General features: G+C 53.6%; 18 protein-coding genes and 2 tRNA genes. 6 read left to right on the top strand and 14 right to left on the bottom strand.

The window, feature by feature from the left end:
- Positions 1 to 19: 19 nt before the first annotated feature.
- From nusA to K5I40_RS11305, 3 genes are all read right to left on the bottom strand, one after another.
- Positions 20 to 1,522, bottom strand: a complete 1,503-nt coding sequence (nusA, locus tag K5I40_RS11315) for a transcription termination factor NusA (RefSeq protein ID WP_039031652.1) — start codon at positions 1,520 to 1,522, stop codon at positions 20 to 22.
- 27 nt (positions 1,523 to 1,549) lie between these two features.
- Positions 1,550 to 2,002, bottom strand: coding sequence for a ribosome maturation factor RimP (gene rimP / locus K5I40_RS11310; protein WP_032614627.1), 453 nt, complete (start codon positions 2,000 to 2,002; stop codon positions 1,550 to 1,552).
- 207 nt (positions 2,003 to 2,209) lie between these two features.
- Positions 2,210 to 2,286, bottom strand: a tRNA-Met gene (locus tag K5I40_RS11305).
- Positions 2,287 to 2,572: 286 nt separating this feature from the next.
- On the opposite strand from K5I40_RS11305, the gene argG reads away from it, so the two are divergent.
- The gene (argG, locus tag K5I40_RS11300; protein ID WP_039031651.1) at positions 2,573 to 3,907 is read left to right on the top strand and encodes an argininosuccinate synthase; all 1,335 of its coding nucleotides are present in this window, start codon (positions 2,573 to 2,575) and stop codon (positions 3,905 to 3,907) included.
- Between the two features lie 155 nt (positions 3,908 to 4,062).
- Here argG and K5I40_RS11295 read toward each other — a convergent pair.
- From K5I40_RS11295 to rlmE, 6 genes are all read right to left on the bottom strand, one after another.
- A tRNA-Leu gene (locus tag K5I40_RS11295) sits at positions 4,063 to 4,149 on the bottom strand.
- A gap of 13 nt (positions 4,150 to 4,162) precedes the next feature.
- Positions 4,163 to 4,495 carry a preprotein translocase subunit SecG gene (gene secG, locus K5I40_RS11290; RefSeq protein ID WP_223074549.1) on the bottom strand — a complete coding sequence of 111 codons (333 nt, stop codon included), beginning with the start codon at positions 4,493 to 4,495 and terminating at the stop codon, positions 4,163 to 4,165.
- Positions 4,496 to 4,716: 221 nt separating this feature from the next.
- Complete coding sequence (glmM, locus tag K5I40_RS11285; protein WP_114385673.1) at positions 4,717 to 6,054, bottom strand: phosphoglucosamine mutase; 1,338 nt, start codon at positions 6,052 to 6,054, stop codon at positions 4,717 to 4,719.
- Positions 6,047 to 6,895 (bottom strand): dihydropteroate synthase, encoded by an 849-nt coding sequence (gene folP, locus K5I40_RS11280; protein ID WP_223074548.1) that lies wholly within the window; start codon positions 6,893 to 6,895, stop codon positions 6,047 to 6,049. Before folP ends, glmM begins: the two co-directional genes overlap by 8 nt.
- Positions 6,896 to 6,989: 94 nt before the next feature.
- A complete protein-coding gene (ftsH, locus tag K5I40_RS11275) occupies positions 6,990 to 8,924 on the bottom strand; it encodes an ATP-dependent zinc metalloprotease FtsH (RefSeq protein ID WP_039031647.1) in 1,935 nt (644 codons plus the stop codon).
- A gap of 102 nt (positions 8,925 to 9,026) precedes the next feature.
- A complete protein-coding gene (gene rlmE, locus K5I40_RS11270; RefSeq protein WP_039031646.1) occupies positions 9,027 to 9,653 on the bottom strand; it encodes a 23S rRNA (uridine(2552)-2'-O)-methyltransferase RlmE in 627 nt (208 codons plus the stop codon).
- Positions 9,654 to 9,775: 122 nt separating this feature from the next.
- On the opposite strand from rlmE, the gene yhbY reads away from it, so the two are divergent.
- Positions 9,776 to 10,069 (top strand): ribosome assembly RNA-binding protein YhbY, encoded by a 294-nt coding sequence (gene yhbY, locus K5I40_RS11265; RefSeq protein ID WP_032614629.1) that lies wholly within the window; start codon positions 9,776 to 9,778, stop codon positions 10,067 to 10,069.
- Positions 10,070 to 10,221: 152 nt separating this feature from the next.
- On the opposite strand, the gene greA is transcribed toward yhbY, so the two are convergent.
- Positions 10,222 to 10,698 (bottom strand): transcription elongation factor GreA, encoded by a 477-nt coding sequence (gene greA / locus K5I40_RS11260; protein ID WP_039031645.1) that lies wholly within the window; start codon positions 10,696 to 10,698, stop codon positions 10,222 to 10,224.
- Between the two features lie 246 nt (positions 10,699 to 10,944).
- On the opposite strand from greA, the gene dacB reads away from it, so the two are divergent.
- From dacB to pmrB, 3 genes are read left to right on the top strand one after another with little or no spacing between them, the layout of a single operon-like run.
- Positions 10,945 to 12,378, top strand: coding sequence for a serine-type D-Ala-D-Ala carboxypeptidase (dacB, locus tag K5I40_RS11255; protein ID WP_039031644.1), 1,434 nt, complete (start codon positions 10,945 to 10,947; stop codon positions 12,376 to 12,378).
- 2 nt (positions 12,379 to 12,380) lie between these two features.
- The gene (gene pmrA / locus K5I40_RS11250; RefSeq protein ID WP_223074547.1) at positions 12,381 to 13,043 is read left to right on the top strand and encodes a two-component system response regulator PmrA; all 663 of its coding nucleotides are present in this window, start codon (positions 12,381 to 12,383) and stop codon (positions 13,041 to 13,043) included.
- Entirely contained in the window at positions 13,040 to 14,083 is a 1,044-nt protein-coding gene (pmrB, locus tag K5I40_RS11245) for a two-component system sensor histidine kinase PmrB (protein ID WP_138370305.1), read from the top strand. Before pmrA ends, pmrB begins: the two co-directional genes overlap by 4 nt.
- A 36-nt stretch (positions 14,084 to 14,119) precedes the next feature.
- Here the strand turns inward: pmrB and cgtA are convergent, their stop codons facing one another.
- The 4 genes from cgtA to rplU all read right to left on the bottom strand — a co-directional run bounded on the left by cgtA (position 14,120) and on the right by rplU (position 16,960).
- Entirely contained in the window at positions 14,120 to 15,295 is a 1,176-nt protein-coding gene (gene cgtA / locus K5I40_RS11240; RefSeq protein WP_039031641.1) for an Obg family GTPase CgtA, read from the bottom strand.
- On the bottom strand, positions 15,292 to 16,275 hold the full coding sequence (locus K5I40_RS11235; protein ID WP_039031640.1) for a DMT family transporter: 984 nt from the start codon (positions 16,273 to 16,275) through the stop codon (positions 15,292 to 15,294). The genes cgtA and K5I40_RS11235 overlap by 4 nt, the downstream gene beginning before the upstream one ends.
- A gap of 96 nt (positions 16,276 to 16,371) precedes the next feature.
- Entirely contained in the window at positions 16,372 to 16,629 is a 258-nt protein-coding gene (gene rpmA, locus K5I40_RS11230) for a 50S ribosomal protein L27 (protein ID WP_007673187.1), read from the bottom strand.
- A 19-nt stretch (positions 16,630 to 16,648) separates the two neighbouring features.
- Positions 16,649 to 16,960 (bottom strand): 50S ribosomal protein L21, encoded by a 312-nt coding sequence (gene rplU, locus K5I40_RS11225; protein WP_003025032.1) that lies wholly within the window; start codon positions 16,958 to 16,960, stop codon positions 16,649 to 16,651.
- A 255-nt stretch (positions 16,961 to 17,215) separates the two neighbouring features.
- Here rplU and ispB point away from each other — a divergent pair, with 255 nt between their 5' ends.
- Entirely contained in the window at positions 17,216 to 18,187 is a 972-nt protein-coding gene (ispB, locus tag K5I40_RS11220; RefSeq protein ID WP_039031639.1) for an octaprenyl diphosphate synthase, read from the top strand.
- Positions 18,188 to 18,280 lie beyond the last annotated feature (93 nt).

The raw sequence follows: 18,280 nt of genomic DNA, 5'->3' as shown, positions 1-18,280 counted from the left end.
TCCTTCCTGCTACAGTTTATTACGCTTCGTCGCCGAACCAGCAGATATTACGTGCGGCCATGATGAGCTCGCCGGCTTTCTCGTCGGTTAAACCGTCGATATCAGCCAGGTCATCAACGCCTTGTTCAGCGAGATCTTCCAGCGTACAAACACCACGGGCAGCCAGCTTGAACGCGATCGCACGATCAAGACCTTCCAGATTCAGCAGGTCATCAGCCGGCTTGTTATCACCAAGGCTTTCTTCCTGAGCCAGTGCCAGGGTGGTCAGTGCGTTTTTAGCGCGGTCACGCAGGGCTTCAACGGTTGCTTCGTCCAGACCGTCAATTTCCAGCAGTTCTTTCATTGGCACGTAGGCCAGTTCTTCCAGCGTTGAGAAACCTTCTTCAACCAGAACGGTGGCGAAGTCTTCGTCAATGTCCAGGTATTTGGTGAAGGTATCAATGGCTGCATGGGCTTCAGCCTGGTGCTTAGCCTGCAGGTCGTCAACAGTCATTACGTTGAGTTCCCAGCCGCTCAGCTGCGAAGCCAGACGGACGTTCTGACCGTTACGGCCGATAGCCTGCGCCAGGTTACCTGCTTCGACGGCGATATCCATGGTGTGCTTGTCTTCGTCTACAACGATAGAGGCAACGTCAGCCGGAGCCATCGCGTTAATCACGAACTGCGCCGGGTTGTCGTCCCACAGAACGATATCAATACGCTCGCCACCGAGTTCAGTCGAAACGGCCTGAACACGCGCGCCACGCATACCGACGCAAGCACCGACAGGATCGATACGCTTGTCGTTGGTTTTCACCGCAATTTTCGCACGAGAACCCGGATCGCGGGCAGCGGCTTTAATCTCGATCACTTCTTCGCCAATTTCTGGCACTTCAATGCGGAACAGTTCGATCAGCATTTCAGGTTTAGAACGGGTCACGAACAGCTGAGCACCACGCGCTTCTGGACGCACAGCGTACAGAACGCCGCGGATACGGTCGCCCGGACGGAAGTTTTCACGCGGCAGCATGTCTTCACGCAGGATAACGGCTTCAGCGTTACCGGCCAGCCCTTCGGATTTGATCTCCAGAGAGATGTTGTCGCGGTTAACTTTTTTCACCACACCAGTGACGATTTCGCCTTCCTGATCGCGGAACTGGTCAACGACCATGGCGCGCTCAGCTTCACGTACTTTCTGGACGATAACCTGTTTAGCAGTCTGGGTGGTGATACGGTCGAAGGTGACGGATTCGATCTGATCTTCAACGTAATCGTCAACGTTCAGGCTCTCATCTTCGAAACGTGCCGCTTCCAGAGTGATCTCTTTCGTTGGCTGAGTTACTTCTTCAACGATAACCCAACGACGGAAAGTATCGAAATCGCCGCTCTTACGATCGATGCTTACGCGAACATCAATCTCTTGTTCGTATTTTTTCTTGGTTGCCGTAGCCAGTGCACTTTCCAGCGCTTCAAAAATCTTCTCGCGCGGCAGTGATTTTTCGTTGGAGACGGCTTCAACAACAGCCAAAATTTCTTTGTTCATCGCGGGCTTTTCACCTCATCCAGACTGTTAAAAGTGGGGAACCAGGTTCGCCTTCTGGATATTACTCAGCGCGAACACTTCATCTTTGCCTTCGACTGTTACTGTGATCATCTCACCATCAACGGCCTTAATAACGCCCTGCCATTTACGGCGGTTTTGTACAGCCATGCGCAGAACGATAGCCGCTTCTTCACCAATGTAGTGCGTGTAGTGTTCAGCAGTGAACAGCGGGCGATGCAGACCAGGCGAGGAAACTTCCAGGTTATAGGCGACGGTAATAGGATCTTCAACATCAAGAACCGCACTCACCTGGTGGCTAACATCAGCACAATCATCAACATTGATGCCATCTTCACTATCAATATAGATGCGCAGCGTGGATGTACGGCTGCGAATGAATTCGATGCCGACCAGTTCGTAGCCCAGTGCTTCGACTGGTGCTTTAATCATCTCTGTTAATTTTTGGTCTAATGTGGACAAGCCCACCCCCAAGACGTAAAAAAAGGGCATAAAGCCCAGTTATTCTGTAGTCAGATAACAAAAAACCCCGATAAATCGGGGCTTTAGATAACTGAACCCTATAGCCACAACTGTGGCCTGGAGCACTTTCAAAAAGAATTTTTTCAAATCCAGCTACGAAGGCGCTAAGTCTTCACAGTATATTTGAAAAAGGACTTTATAGGAAAGTGGTTGCGGGGGCCGGATTTGAACCGACGACCTTCGGGTTATGAGCCCGACGAGCTACCAGGCTGCTCCACCCCGCGCCTGAAACGTGGCAAATTCTACTCGCTGTGGGTAAAAAATGCAAATAATGCTGGGATTTGGTACCGAGGACGGGACGTAAAATCGGCATACAGTATATTGATAGCGTAGGGCCCCTGTCAACCCTGTGAACCGCAGCGATCCAGACGGGAAATTTTTACAAAAAATACACGAATCTCTTTCGGTACTTGCCAAAAGATGATTAAATGAAAACTCACTTATTCTGCATAAAAATGCATTTTAGGGTGAAGCGATCACTCATCAGTCAATCAAGCAGGGTTTTATTTTATGACGACGATTCTCAAGCATCTTCCGCAAGGACAACGTATTGGCATCGCTTTTTCAGGCGGCCTGGATACCAGCGCTGCACTGCTGTGGATGCGCCAGAAGGGAGCGGTTCCGTATGCATATACTGCGAACCTGGGTCAGCCGGATGAGGACGATTATGACGCGATCCCTCGTCGTGCCATGGAGTATGGTGCAGAGAATGCTCGCCTGATTGACTGCCGTAAGCAGCTGGTTGCCGAAGGTATCGCTGCCATTCAGTGCGGTGCTTTCCACAACACCACCGGTGGCCTGACCTATTTCAACACCACTCCGCTCGGCCGCGCAGTTACCGGCACCATGCTGGTTGCCGCCATGAAAGAAGATGGTGTTAACATCTGGGGCGATGGCAGTACCTATAAAGGCAACGACATCGAACGTTTCTACCGTTACGGTCTGCTGACCAACGCTGAACTGCAGATCTACAAGCCGTGGCTGGATACTGACTTCATCGATGAACTCGGCGGCCGTCATGAAATGTCTGAATTTATGATTGCCTGTGGCTTTGACTACAAAATGTCAGTCGAGAAAGCCTACTCCACCGACTCCAACATGCTGGGTGCCACGCACGAAGCAAAAGACCTCGAGTTCCTGAACTCCAGCGTGAAGATCGTAAACCCGATCATGGGCGTGAAGTTCTGGGACGAAAACGTCAAAATCCAGGCAGAAGAAGTGACCGTACGTTTCGAGCGCGGCCACCCGGTTGCCCTGAACGGCCAGACCTTCTCTGACGACGTGGAGCTGATGCTGGAAGCTAACCGCATCGGCGGCCGTCACGGCCTGGGTATGAGCGATCAGATTGAAAACCGTATCATCGAAGCGAAAAGCCGTGGCATCTACGAAGCTCCGGGGATGGCGCTGCTGCACATCGCTTACGAGCGCCTGCTGACCGGTATCCATAACGAAGATACCATCGAGCAGTATCACTCTCACGGTCGTCAGTTGGGTAAACTGCTGTATCAGGGCCGTTGGTTCGACCCGCAGGCGCTGATGCTGCGTGATGCCCTCCAGCGTTGGGTGGCAAGCGCCATTACCGGTGAAGTGACCCTGGAACTGCGTCGCGGCAACGACTACTCGATCCTGAATACCGTCTCTGACAACCTGACCTACCAGGCAGAACGTCTGACCATGGAAAAAGGCGAGTCCGTCTTCTCCCCGGACGATCGTATTGGTCAGCTGACCATGCGTAACCTGGATATCACCGATACCCGCGCCAAGCTGTTCACCTATACCGAGAACGGTCTGCTTTCCGTATCCACCGGCAATGGTCTGCCGCAGGTTGAGAATCTGGAAAAGTAATCGCGAATTAACAAAGACAAAAGGCGCCTGAGGGCGCCTTTTTTAATGTCTGCTATTTCTGTTTTCGTAGGCCCGGCAAGCATCGTGCCGCCGGACAAAACCATAAACTTCAGACGAAAAAAAAGACGTCTTTCGACGTCTTTCTTTCGGAATATTGGTACTGAGGATGGGACTCGAACCCACAAGCCCGTTAGGGCACTACCACCTCAAGGTAGCGTGTCTACCAATTCCACCACCTCAGCACGGATACTTCTCTTACTGCGGGATATCGCTGGTCGGCTTAGCCGGTGCAGTTGGCTGAGTCTGCTCAGATTTCGCTGGCGCGCTCAGATTATCCCACTCGCTTCCTTTGTTGATCTTGTTGCTATTGATATTGCCAAGCGCCAGACTGATGATGAAAAACAGCGTTGCCAGAATCGCCGTTGCGCGGGTCATGAAGTTACCAGAACCACTTGAACCGAACAGCGTACCAGAAGCGCCTGCTCCAAAGGAGGCCCCCATATCAGCGCCTTTACCTTGCTGCAGCATGATCAGCGCTACCAGAGCGATGGCTACAATAAGGAAAACTACCAAAAGAGCTTCGTACATAATCAACCTGTTCCTTGCGGATTTGCCGCATACCAATGCTTCAACCAATAAGCAGGAAATTTGCTTTCCCACTGAAGCGGGTGTGAATACTAACCAAAGCGAATGACCTTCGCAAGGGCAATTTCGGCTCATTGTATCAAGTGCGGAAAAAAACAGCAAAACCGCCACAACTGTACAAAACAAAGGCGGCACAGGCCGCCTTTTTAAGCACTTAACCGGATTTACGCTGCTTTGACCGCATCAGCGATACGATGGGCAAATTCGGTGACCTGCGCTTCGTCTTCCCCTTCCACCATTACGCGGATCAGCGGTTCTGTACCTGACTTACGCAGCAGGACGCGCCCACGGGAGCCCAGCGCCGCTTCCACCTCGGCCATTACCGCTTTCACATTCTCGTTTTCCAGCGGGTCGCCCTTACCTGCGGTAAAGCGGACGTTAACCAGGATCTGCGGAAACATTTTCATACCGCTGCACAGATCGTGCAGGGACATATGGTTACGCACCATCGCCGCTACTACCTGCAGGCTTGCCACAATACCGTCACCGGTAGTGGTTTTGTCGAGCAGGATCACGTGGCCGGAGTTTTCGGCCCCAATGCGCCAGCCTTTTTCCTGAAGTTTTTCCAGTACGTAGCGATCGCCCACTTTCGCGCGCACAAACGGGATGCCCAGCTGCTTGAGCGCCAGCTCGAGGCCCATGTTGCTCATCAGGGTACCGACGGCGCCGCCGCGCAGTTGCCCCTGGCGCAGACCTTCGCGAGCAATGATATAGAGGATCTGATCGCCGTCGACTTTATTGCCTTCGTGGTCGACCATGATGACACGGTCGCCGTCGCCGTCGTAAGCGATACCCAGATCGGCCTTTTCTGCCAGCACGCGCGCCTGCAGGGCGCGGACATCCGTCGCCCCCACTTCGGCATTGATGTTCAGCCCGTTTGGTTCGCAACCGATAGCCACAACCTGCGCGCCCAGCTCACGGAACACATTAGGCGCGATGTGGTAGGTGGCACCGTTCGCGCAATCGACCACAATTTTCAGATGACCCAGGCTCAGCTCGTTCGGGAAGGTACCTTTGCAGAATTCAATGTAGCGACCCGCAGCATCGACGATACGGCTGGCTTTACCCAGCTCAGCGGAGTCAACGCAGGTAAGCTCTTTTTCCATTTCCGCTTCAATCGCTTCTTCAACATCATCCGGCAGCTTGGTGCCGTCAATGGAGAAGAACTTAATGCCGTTATCGTAGAACGGGTTATGTGACGCAGAGATAACAATGCCCGCTTCCGCACGGAAAGCGCGGGTGAGGTAAGCAACTGCCGGCGTTGGCATTGGGCCGGTGAAAGAGGCCGACAGCCCGGCAGCTGACAGACCCGCTTCCAGCGCAGATTCGAGCATATAGCCGGAAATACGGGTGTCTTTACCGATAATGATTTTGCGCGAGCCGTGGCTTGCCAGCACCTTGCCAGCCGCCCAGCCTAACTTCAGCACAAACTCAGGCGTGATTGGCGCATCGCCCACGCGTCCACGAATGCCGTCGGTACCAAAAAATTTACGATTACTCATAGCGGGAGTTTTCCTTAGCTGCCAGTGTGGCTTCCACCACTCGCATGGCTTCTGCTGTTTCTTTTACGTCATGAACGCGAATTATATTTGCTCCCTGCATCGCTGCAATCACCGCACAGGCCAGACTGCCACTCAGGCGCTCTGATGGCCCAACGTTAAGCAGTTGCCCTATCATGGATTTTCTCGACATTCCGACCAGCAGCGGCAGGCCAAAATGGTGAAACTGAGATAAGCGAGCAAGAAGTTCGTAGTTATGAGAGAGATTTTTACCGAAACCGAAGCCCGGGTCGAGCAGCAATTTCTCTTTTGCGATACCGGCACGTTCACAGCGCGCAATATGCTCTTTGAAGTAGCGGTTCACGTCTGCAAACACGTCACTGTATTTCGGTGCATCCTGCATGGTTTTCGGCTGACCCTGCATATGCATCAGGCAGACCGGTAACCCGGTCTCGGCAGCCGCCTCAAGCGCGCCGGGTTCGGTAAGAGAGCGAATGTCATTAATAATGTGAGCACCCACTCTGGCCGATTCGCGGATCACCTCTGGCTTTGAGGTATCTACCGAGATCCAGACTTCGAAACGCTGGGCAATTGCCTCCACCACCGGAATGACGCGCGACAGCTCTTCGTCAACGCTGACATCCGCCGCCCCTGGACGCGTCGACTCTCCACCTACATCGATAATCGTCGCGCCGGCATTGATCATCAGATTCGCATGCCTGACCGCATCAATAAGCGAGTTATGCGTGCCGCCATCGGAAAAAGAGTCTGGCGTGACGTTCAGGATCCCCATCACATGCGGATGAGAAAGATCGAGATAAGAATCCTGGGCGAAGAGTTTCATGGCAAGTCCCTGATTTTTTGGTTAAGCAGACATGAAAAACCCCGGGGCAAGCCCCAGGGTTTCAGGTAAAGAGAACTTCATTTACAGCGGTGACTTATTTGTCGCCCAACTGTTCTGACATGGTGTTGCCCGGGTTCGGCGTACGCGGTTCATCGACCGGACGCGGCGCACGTGGCGTACCGTTGTTGTCAGAGTTGTTGGAAGCGCCTGGATCTTCCCAGCCCGCTGGTGGACGAACATCACGGCGTGCCATCAGGTCGTCGATCTGCGGCGCATCGATGGTCTCATATTTCATGAGCGCATCTTTCATGGCGTGCAGGATATCCATATTGTCATTCAGGATCTGGCGGGCGCGACCGTAGTTACGTTCAATCAGCGCTTTCACTTCCTGGTCGATGATACGTGCTGTTTCATCGGACATATGTTTCGCTTTCGCCACGCTGCGGCCGAGGAACACTTCGCCTTCTTCTTCCGCATACAGCAGCGGACCAAGTTTGTCGGAGAAGCCCCACTGGGTCACCATGTTACGCGCCAGGTTTGTCGCGACTTTAATATCGTTAGACGCACCGGTCGAAACATGTTCCACACCGTAGATAATCTCTTCTGCCAGACGACCACCGTAAAGGGTCGAAATCTGGCTTTCCAGTTTCTGGCGGCTGGCGCTGATAGCATCGCCTTCCGGCAGGAAGAACGTCACGCCAAGCGCACGGCCACGTGGGATAATCGTCACTTTATGCACCGGATCGTGCTCCGGTACCAGGCGACCGATAATCGCATGACCTGCTTCGTGGTAAGCCGTGGACTCTTTCTGCGCTTCCGTCATCACCATGGAGCGACGTTCCGCACCCATCATGATTTTGTCTTTCGCTTTCTCGAACTCCACCATGGAAACCACACGCTTGTTGCCACGGGCAGCAAACAGCGCAGCTTCGTTCACCAGGTTAGCCAGATCGGCACCGGAGAAGCCCGGTGTACCGCGCGCAATGATTGCCGCATCGATGTCCGGAGACAGCGGTACGCGACGCATATGCACTTTCAGGATCTGCTCACGACCACGAACGTCTGGCAGACCCACTACAACCTGACGGTCAAAACGGCCTGGACGCAGCAGCGCAGGGTCAAGAACGTCCGGACGGTTAGTCGCCGCGATAACGATGATACCTTCGTTACCTTCGAAGCCATCCATCTCAACCAGCATCTGGTTCAGCGTCTGTTCACGTTCATCGTGACCGCCACCCAGACCTGCGCCACGCTGGCGGCCTACGGCGTCGATTTCATCGATAAAGATGATGCACGGTGCTGCTTTCTTGGCCTGTTCGAACATGTCACGCACACGAGATGCACCGACACCCACGAACATTTCCACGAAGTCAGAACCTGAAATGGTAAAGAATGGCACCTTCGCTTCACCTGCGATGGCTTTCGCCAGCAGGGTTTTACCGGTACCCGGAGGGCCGACCATCAGGACGCCTTTCGGGATCTTACCGCCCAGTTTCTGGAAGCGGCTCGGCTCGCGCAGGTACTCGACCAGTTCACCTACCTCTTCTTTTGCTTCGTCGCAACCTGCCACGTCAGCAAAAGTGGTTTTGATCTGGTCTTCCGTCAACATACGCGCCTTGCTCTTACCGAACGACATGGCACCTTTGCCACCGCCGCCCTGCATCTGACGCATAAAGAAGATCCAGACGCCGATAAGCAGCAGCATCGGGAACCAGGAAATGAAGATAGAAGCCAGCAGGCTTGGCTCTTCCGGCGGCTCACCGACCACCTTGACGTTTTTAGTCAGAAGGTTATCAAGCAGCTTAGGATCGTTCACCGGAATGTAAGTCGTGTAACGGTTACTATCTTTCTTGGTAACGTTGATCTCACGTCCGTTGATACGCGCTTCGCGAACCTGATCCTGGTTGACCTCTTGCAGGAAGGTAGAGTAGTCCACCTTGCGGCCATTAGACTCGCTGGGCCCAAAGCTCTGGAATACTGACATCAGCACAACGGCAATGACCAGCCAGAGTATTAGGTTTTTCGCCATGTCACTCAAGGGATTAACCTCTTATTACAACTGTGTTAAAAACAGCGTCAGGATACTCTGTATCCGATTTATTTCAAACTTTCGCCTGAAATTCACCGGCTATCATTTTCGCCCGGTCGCTACAATATACACTTCACGTGAACGCGCACGCGAAGAGTCCGGCTTACGAACTTTAACCTTCGTAAACAGGGAGCGAATTTCCTTCAGATACTCCTCGAAACCTTCGCCCTGGAACACCTTCACTAAAAAACTACCACCCGGCGCTAATACATCACGACACATTTCTAACGCCAGTTCTACCAGATACATGGAGCGAGGGATATCCACCGCCGGTGTTCCGCACATATTTGGCGCCATATCGGACATGACAACCTGAACTTTACTGTCACCTACCCGTTCAAGTAACGCTTTCAGTACTAATTCATCACGAAAATCGCCCTGAAGGAAGTCCACACCAACGATGGGATCCATAGGTAAAAGATCGCAGGCGATAATTCGGCCAGTTCCGCCGATTTGTGTTACCGCATACTGCGACCATCCACCGGGCGCTGCACCGAGGTCGACAATCGTCATCCCCGGCTTAAAGAGTTTGTCACTTTGCTGTATTTCATCAAGTTTAAACCAGGCACGGGAACGTAACCCCTTTTTCTGTGCCTGTTGAACATATTTATCGCTAAAGTGTTCCTGGAGCCAGCGGCTCGAGCTAGCAGAACGCTTTTTACCTGTCATTTAACTTTCCGTCCTGGTTCATCGTAGCCTGTGGTGTAAATTTCCACTCAGCAATTTGGCGATATTAGGGAGATGGCGGTAGAATGAACCGTTTTCAATCCCAACGTAAGCAAAAATATACGATGAATCTGAGTACTAAACAAAAACAGCACCTTAAAGGTCTGGCACATCCGCTCAAGCCTGTAGTTATGCTTGGCAACAATGGTTTGACCGAAGGGGTACTGGCCGAGATTGAACAAGCGCTGGAGCACCACGAATTAATCAAGGTGAAAATTGCCTCTGAAGACAGAGACACCAAAACCTTGATCGTGGAAGCAATCGTGCGCGAGACCGGCGCCTGTAATGTACAGGTCATCGGTAAAACGCTGGTGCTCTACCGCCCATCTAAAGAGCGTAAAATCTCGCTGCCACGCTAAGATTATCCTGAATTGAACACAGTTACTGTGTAAAACGAGGGGTTTTTCTTTAGCAGGTGAGCAAAATGCCATGCTCCTTGAGTTGATAAAAGGCCGCTATGCGGCCTTTTTCCTATCTTTACAATGTATCAACATCTGCCCGTGGATGCGAATTACAGGTAATCAACCTTGGTAATTTCGAATTCCACTTCGCCACCTGGGGTGCGGATGGTGACAACATCGTCCTGCTCTTTACCCACCAGGCCGCGTGCGATTGGTGAGTTTACCGAGATCAGATTCTGCTTAAAGTCAGCTTCGTCATCACCCACGATGCGGTAGGAGACCTCTTCATCGGTATCCAGATTGATCACGGTGACGGTTGAACCAAAAATCACACGCCCGTTATTTGGCATTTTTGTGATATCAATCACCTGTGCATTCGACAGCTTGGCTTCGATATCTTTAATACGCCCTTCGCAGAACCCCTGCTGTTCACGCGCAGCGTGATACTCAGCATTCTCTTTCAGATCGCCATGCTCACGCGCATCAGCGATCGCAGCAATGATTTCAGGGCGGCGAACAGATTTCAGGAAATCCAGTTCTTCACGCAGTTTTTCAGCGCCACGTAAGGTCATCGGAATAGCTTGCATTTGTTATACCTCTTTGACATTCCTGTTGGGTACGGGTGACCGACCCGACGACTGGCCCCGCAGGCATCACAGCCTGGCACAGGTCAGAAGCAAAAGAAAACTGACCCGGAAGCAAACTCCCAGGTCAGCAGCAATTTTTCAATTTGATACGCATTTTACCGCGAAGTTCAGTATGGGTCATCGTTTACTTTACAGGGCGTTGGGCCGTAGTATGGCGGTTTGTTTCCGGGTTGTTAGCGCGAGATTATGCGATTTTCCAGATTTATCATCGGATTGACCACCACTATAGCGTTCACTGTCCAGGCAGCGAACGTCGACGAGTATATTAATCAACTGCCCGATGGCGCCAATCTTGCTCTGGTCGTGCAAAAGGTGGGGGCCCAGGCGCCTGAGATTGATTATCACAGCCAGCAGATGGCCCTGCCCGCCAGTACGCAAAAGGTGATCACGGCGCTGGCTGCCCTGCTGCAGCTGGGACCTGATTTTCGTTTCACGACCACGCTTGAAAGCAAAGGCAACATCGAGAGTGGCGTACTGAAAGGCGATCTTATCGCCCGCTTTGGCGGCGATCCGACCTTTAAGCGTCAGGATATTCGCAACATGGTCGCCGTGTTGAAGAAGTCTGGCGTCCAGCGCATTGAAGGTAATGTGCTCATTGATACGTCCATTTTCGCCAGCCATGATAAAGCGCCCGGCTGGCCGTGGAATGATATGACCCAGTGCTTCAGCGCCCCGCCTGCGGCAGCGATTGTCGATCGCAACTGCTTCTCCATTTCGTTGTACAGCGCACCAAAACCCAACGATTTAGCCTTTATTCGGGTGGCGTCTTACTATCCGGTCAACATGTTCAGCCAGGTGCGTACGCTGGCGAAAGGCTCACCGGAAGCGCAGTACTGCGAACTGGATGTGGTCCCGGGCGATCTGAACCGCTTTACCCTGACCGGTTGCCTGTCGCAGCGCGCCGATCCGCTGCCGCTGGCCTTCGCTATTCAGGACGGCGCAAGCTATGCGGGGGCGATCCTCAAAGATGAGCTGAAGCAGGCCAACATTACCTACAGCGGTACCCTGCTGCGCCAGACGCAGAGCAACGAGCCCGGCACCGTGATTGCCAGTAAGCAATCGGCACCGCTGCACGATCTGCTCAAAATCATGCTGAAAAAATCGGACAACATGATCGCCGATACCGTATTTCGTATGATTGGCCATGCACGCTTCGGCGTACCTGGCACCTGGCGTGCCGGTTCAGATGCGGTGCGTCAGATCCTCCGCCAGCAGGCCGGCATCGATCTTGGCAACACCATCGCGGTGGATGGTTCAGGTCTGTCGCGTCATAACCTGATCTCCCCTGCCACCATGATGCAGGTGCTACAGTACATTGCTCAGCACGACACTGAACTAAACTTCATCTCAATGTTGCCGCTTGCCGGTTATGACGGCTCATTGCAGTACCGTGCGGGGCTGCACGCTGCGGGCGTCGATGGCAAAGTCTCTGCCAAAACGGGTTCCCTGCAAGGGGTGTATAACCTGGCCGGGTTTATCACCACCGCCAGCGGACAGCGAATGGCATTTGTGCAGTACCTTTCTGGCTATGCGGTTGAACCTGCTGACCAACGTAACCGCCGTATCCCGCTGGTGCGCTTTGAAAGCCGGCTTTACAAGGACATTTATCAGAATAACTAGCGATGAAATTACTCATTGTTGAAGACGATCTGCTGCTACAGGAAGGGCTGGCCCTGGCGCTCTCGGCCGAGGGCTACACGCTTGATTGTGCGGGTACTGCCGCCGAGGCTGATGGTCTTATCCAGAGCGGCAAGTACAGCCTGGTGATCCTCGATCTTGGCCTGCCGGATAAAGACGGGGCGACCCTGCTGAGCCAGTGGCGCCGCCGGGGGTTCGATAATCCCGTGCTGATCCTGACCGCCCGCGACGCGCTGGAAGACCGGATTAACGGCCTGGACTCCGGCGCCGACGACTATCTGGTTAAGCCCTTTGCGCTGGCAGAACTCCAGGCGCGCGCCAGAGCGTTGATCCGCCGCTATCAGGGGCACAGTGATAATCTGCTCAGCGACGGCGATCTCACGCTGAATCTGCAAACGCAGCAGGTTTTACAGCACTCCCGGCCGGTTGAAGTCACCCCAAAAGAGTTCGCCCTGCTGACGCGGCTGATCATGCGTACCGGCCAGACCGTCCACCGGGAGACCTTGCAGCAGGATATCTACTCCTGGCAGGACGATCCGGGCTCCAACACGCTGGAGGTTCACATCCATAATCTGCGGCGTAAGCTGGGTAAAGACCGGATCAAAACGGTGCGCGGCGTGGGATATCGCCTTGAGAGTCAAAAATGAACAGCATGCGCCGTCGTCTGATGGTGCTGTTGGCAGTGATTCTGCTGTTCTTTCAACTGGTCAGCGTCATCTGGCTGTGGCATGAGAGCCGGGAGCAGATCAGCTTCCTGGTGAGCGAGACGCTCTCCGCAAAAGCCCGTAATCAGCATGTCGAGAAAGAGATCCGGGAGGCGATCGCCTCGTTGCTGGTCCCTTCGCTGGTGATGGTCGGCTTTACGCTGCTGTTCTCCTTCTGGGCCGTCAGCTGGATCACCCGTCCGCTCAATCAGCTACGCACCAGCCTGGCAAACCGATCTGCCGACAATCTCACCCCGCTACCGATGTACTCCGACATGGAAGAGATTGGTGCCGTCACCACCTCCCTGAATCAGCTCCTTGCCCGGCTGGATCAAACCATTCAGCAGGAGCGCCTGTTCACCGCTGATGCCGCGCACGAGCTCCGTACACCGCTGGCGGGCATTCGCCTGCATCTGGAACTGATGGCGCAGTCAGGCTCGCCTCAGGCGACGACGCTGGTTGCCCGCATCGACCAGTTGATGCATACCGTGGAGCAGTTGCTGATGCTCGCCCGCGCAGGCCAGGCTCTGGCCAGTGGGCACTACGACACGGTTAACTGGAGCGAAGCAATTTTTGCACCGCTGGCGCTGGAGAATGAGGCGAAAAGCCATACCCTCATCTGGCCGCAGGCGGGCCCGCAGAGCGTGCAGGGTGACGCCACCTTGCTGCGACTGATGCTGCGCAATTTGCTGGAAAATGCGGTGCGATACAGCCCGGCAGGAACCACCATTGAAGTGGGAATGCAGGAAGTCGACGGCGGTACGTGGGTCAGTGTCTGCGATCAGGGGCCTGGCATTGAGGAAGCCCATCGCCAGTCAATTACCGAGCCGTTCCGTCGTATCGATCAACGCTATGGCGGTAGCGGACTGGGATTGAGCATTGTTCAGCGTATCGTGCAGCTGCACCGCGGCAGGCTGACGCTGGAGAACCGACCTGAAGGTGGATTAATTGTCGCCTGCTGGCTACCGGAAAAACTGAACTAAAAAAAAGCCCCCTTGATAAGGGGGCTGATGACCGTCTTAACGCTTATAGATGAACTCGACGCCTTCTTCGTCGTCTTCATCCCAGTCGTCATCCCAGTCTTCGTCGTCTTCTGCTTCCGCCTGCTCTTCGAGCTGCTCGCGGTGGTAGTCATCCCACATGAATTCGACTTTTTCAGGCTGTTTCGCTTCTTCTGCCTGGGTAACCGGGTTCTCGATGATAAAGGTCATCACATCCCAGCACAGGTCTTTTACGCCCATCTGGCTTGCCGCAGAGATGAGATAGTACTTATCTTCCCAGCCCATCGCTTCAGCAATGGCTTTCGCCTTCGCTTCGGCTTCAGCTTTGTCCATCAGGTCAATCTTGTTGAAGACCAGCCAGCGCGGCTTGGCAGCCAGTTTATCGCTGTATTTTTCCAGCTCGCCAATAATGATACGGGCGTTTTCTACCGGATCGGAACCGTCGATCGGATCGATATCGATGAGATGCAGCAGAACGCGGCAACGCTCAAGGTGCTTCAGGAAGCGAATACCTAAGCCCGCCCCTTCGGCAGCGCCTTCGATCAGGCCCGGGATGTCGGCCACCACGAAGCTCTTCTCGTTGTCCATACGCACCACGCCGAGGCTTGGTACCAGGGTCGTAAACGGATAGTCAGCCACTTTCGGTTTAGCTGCAGAGACGGCGCGGATGAAGGTAGATTTACCCGCATTCGGCATCCCCAGCATACCGACGTCAGCCAGCAGCATCAGCTCCAGCTGCAGATCGCGCTTATCGCCCGGTGTACCCATCGTTTTCTGACGCGGAGTACGGTTAACGGAAGATTTGAAACGGGTATTGCCCAGACCGTGCCAGCCGCCTTTAGCAACCATCAGGCGCTGACCGTGTTTGGTCATGTCACCCATGGTTTCGCCAGTGCCCTGATCGATGACGCGCGTACCGACAGGAACTTTAACCGTAACGTCTTTACCACGTTTACCGGTACAGTCACGACTCTGGCCGTTCTGGCCACGCTCAGCACGGAAAGATTTTTCAAAACGATAATCGATCAGGGTGTTGAGGTTCTCGTCGGCTTCAAGCCATACGTCACCGCCGTCACCGCCGTCGCCGCCGTCAGGGCCGCCACGCGGAATGTATTTTTCACGGCGGAAGCTAACGCAACCATTACCGCCATCACCTGCCACGACCAGGATCGTTGCTTCATCAACAAACTTCATTTTACTCTCCGTAAATCATTCGCCTGAGCGGGGGACACTACGACCGCTTCACTTTTGCGCCAACGTCCCCAAAGACGATGACCAATGGCGGAATACATCGCGCCCGCAACCACGACAAACGCACCGAGATAAGCCAACAGGTTTAACATCGGTTTGACGAAGAAATCGGGCCAGGCCATTGATAATAAATCTGAAAATAACAGTGTAAACAGTGGCGTCAGGGTAATCAGCGCGCTCACCTGCGCTGCCTGCCAGCGCGCCATCGCTTCTGCCAGGGCACCATAGCCCACTAACGTGTTAAGACCACAGAAGATCAGACACGCCAGCTGCCAGTCGCTAAGCTGGGTAATCACACCCGGCTTCGCCAGCGGCAACAGTGCAATTGTACATAAAGTGTACAGCAAAAACAGGATCTGCTGTGACGCCAGACGGCGCAATAACACCTTTTGCGCGACGCCATAACTCACCCACACCGCCGCCGCACCCACTCCGAAAATCACACCCCAGGTGTAATCCGTCAGACGGGTAAAAATCTCTATCAGGCTGGTATTGAAGAACAACACCAGACCGCAGAGAAGCATCAGCGCCCCGATAATCTGCGTGCCGCGCATCTTCTCTTTAAGGATGAAGACGCTGGCAACCATCATGCCTACCGGTGAAAGCTGGCCAATAACCTGCGAGGCCGTGGGACTGAGGTACTGCAGGGAAGAGCTGAACAAAATGAAGTTGCCAAACAGGCCACCTGTCGCAATCGCCAGCATTACCAGCCAGCGCGGCTTACGAAAGATGCGCAGTGGAGGGAGTTTACCTTTTATCGCCAGGATAATCCCCAACCCAATACCGGCCATCAGGAAGCGGTAGAACACCACCGTTGGCGGCTCCATCACTTCCAGTACCTGCTTCATTGCAATTGGCAGCGCACCCCAGCACATTGCGGTCGTGAGCGCCAAAAGAATACCAATGCCGGCCTGCTGCTTCATGCCCGTTTTCCCTACAGAAAAAATTACCGGGTTTCCAATGTAAAAAGCCCCGCAACAGGTTGCGGGGCTTTAATCCGTTACCGGACCGAGAAAACCTTACTCAGCAACAATGCTGATGTATTTACGGTTGTTCGGGCCTTTAACTTCAAATTTCACTTTACCGTCTGCTTTAGCAAACAGAGTGTGGTCACGACCGCAACCTACGTTGTTACCAGCGTGGAATTTGGTGCCACGCTGACGAACGATGATGCTACCCGCCAGAACGGTTTCGCCACCGAAACGCTTAACGCCAAGGCGTTTAGCTTCTGAATCGCGACCGTTACGTGTGGAGCCGCCAGCCTTTTTATGTGCCATTTAAATCTCTCCTCAGGTCTTAGGCGCTGATGCCAGTAATTTTCACATCAGTGAACCACTGACGGTGGCCCTGCTGCTTACGGTAGTGTTTACGACGACGAAACTTAACGATTTTAACTTTCTCGCCACGACCATGAGCAACAACTTCAGCTTTGATAACGCCGCCATCAACGAAAGGAACGCCGATTTTGACTTCTTCACCGTTTGCGATCATCAGAACTTCAGCGAATTCAACAGATTCGCCAGTTGCGATGTCCAGCTTTTCCAGGCGAACGGTCTGACCTTCGCTTACTCGGTGTTGTTTACCACCACTTTGGAAAACCGCGTACATATAAACTCCGCTTCCGCGCACATCCTCGTGTGATTCAGAGTGCGCTATAAATATTCACAATAGGGCGCGAATATTACGCAAAACGCGAGCCTTTGACAAGTGCTACAGTCAATACATGAAGAAAAAAACACAACGCGTACGGTAACGTTTATCTGCCGCGTTTTTTCAGTACAATCAGCGCTACTATTGATAAACCGAACCCTTCGTTAGCCCATTTGATATGTGGTAAACAGGACTACAAGCCCGGCTTTTGCGATGAATTTAGAAAAAATCAATGAGTTAACCGCGCAAGATATGGCGGGTGTGAATGCAGCAATCCTGGAACAGCTCGATTCTGACGTTTCCCTAATCAATCAGTTGGGCTATTACATCGTCAGCGGCGGGGGCAAACGCATCCGTCCGATGATCGCTGTGCTGGCCGCTCGCGCGGTCGGCTATCAGGACAATGCCCACGTCACGATCGCGGCGCTGATCGAATTTATTCATACCGCCACGTTGCTGCATGATGACGTCGTCGATGAGTCCGACATGCGTCGTGGCAAGGCCACCGCCAACGCCGCGTTTGGTAATGCCGCCAGCGTGCTGGTAGGCGATTTTATCTATACGCGTGCCTTCCAGATGATGACCAGCCTGGGATCGTTGAAGATCCTTGAAGTGATGTCCAAAGCGGTGAACGTTATCGCGGAAGGCGAAGTTCTGCAGCTGATGAACGTCAACGATCCGGACATCACCGAAGAGAACTACATGCGGGTGATCTACAGCAAAACCGCGCGTCTGTTCGAGGCCGCTGCGCAGTGCTCCGGTATTCTTGCTGGCTGTACTGACGAGCAGGAACGTGGGCTGCAGGATTACGGGCGCTACCTTGGCACCGCCTTCCAGCTGATTGACGATCTGCTCGACTACAGCGCCGATGGCGAGACGCTCGGCAAAAACGTTGGTGATGACCTCAACGAAGGTAAACCGACGCTGCCGCTGCTGCATGCCATGCGTAACGGCACCCCTGAGCAGGCAAAGCTCATCCGCGAAGCCATTGAGCAAGGAAACGGCAGACACCTTCTGGAACCTGTACTGGAAGCAATGGCAACCTGTGGTTCTCTGGAGTGGACGCGCCAGCGTGCAGAGGAAGAGGCTGATAAAGCCATTGCCGCCCTTCAGGTTATCCCTGACAGTCCATGGCGAGATGCCCTGATTGGCCTCGCGCATATCGCTGTTCAGCGCGATCGATAATTACCCATGAACTCTCTTTTACGTGAAAAGAGAGTTCTAATAAGTTCCAAATCTTATTCCGGTAAATTGTTAAATAATTCGCTTACAGACCGC

This window comes from Leclercia sp. LTM14 (assembly GCF_023736175.1).
Lineage (GTDB): Bacteria > Pseudomonadota > Gammaproteobacteria > Enterobacterales > Enterobacteriaceae > Enterobacter > Enterobacter barmai.
Note: the sequence above shows the minus strand (reverse complement) of the source record. Positions and strands in the feature narration are given on the sequence as shown.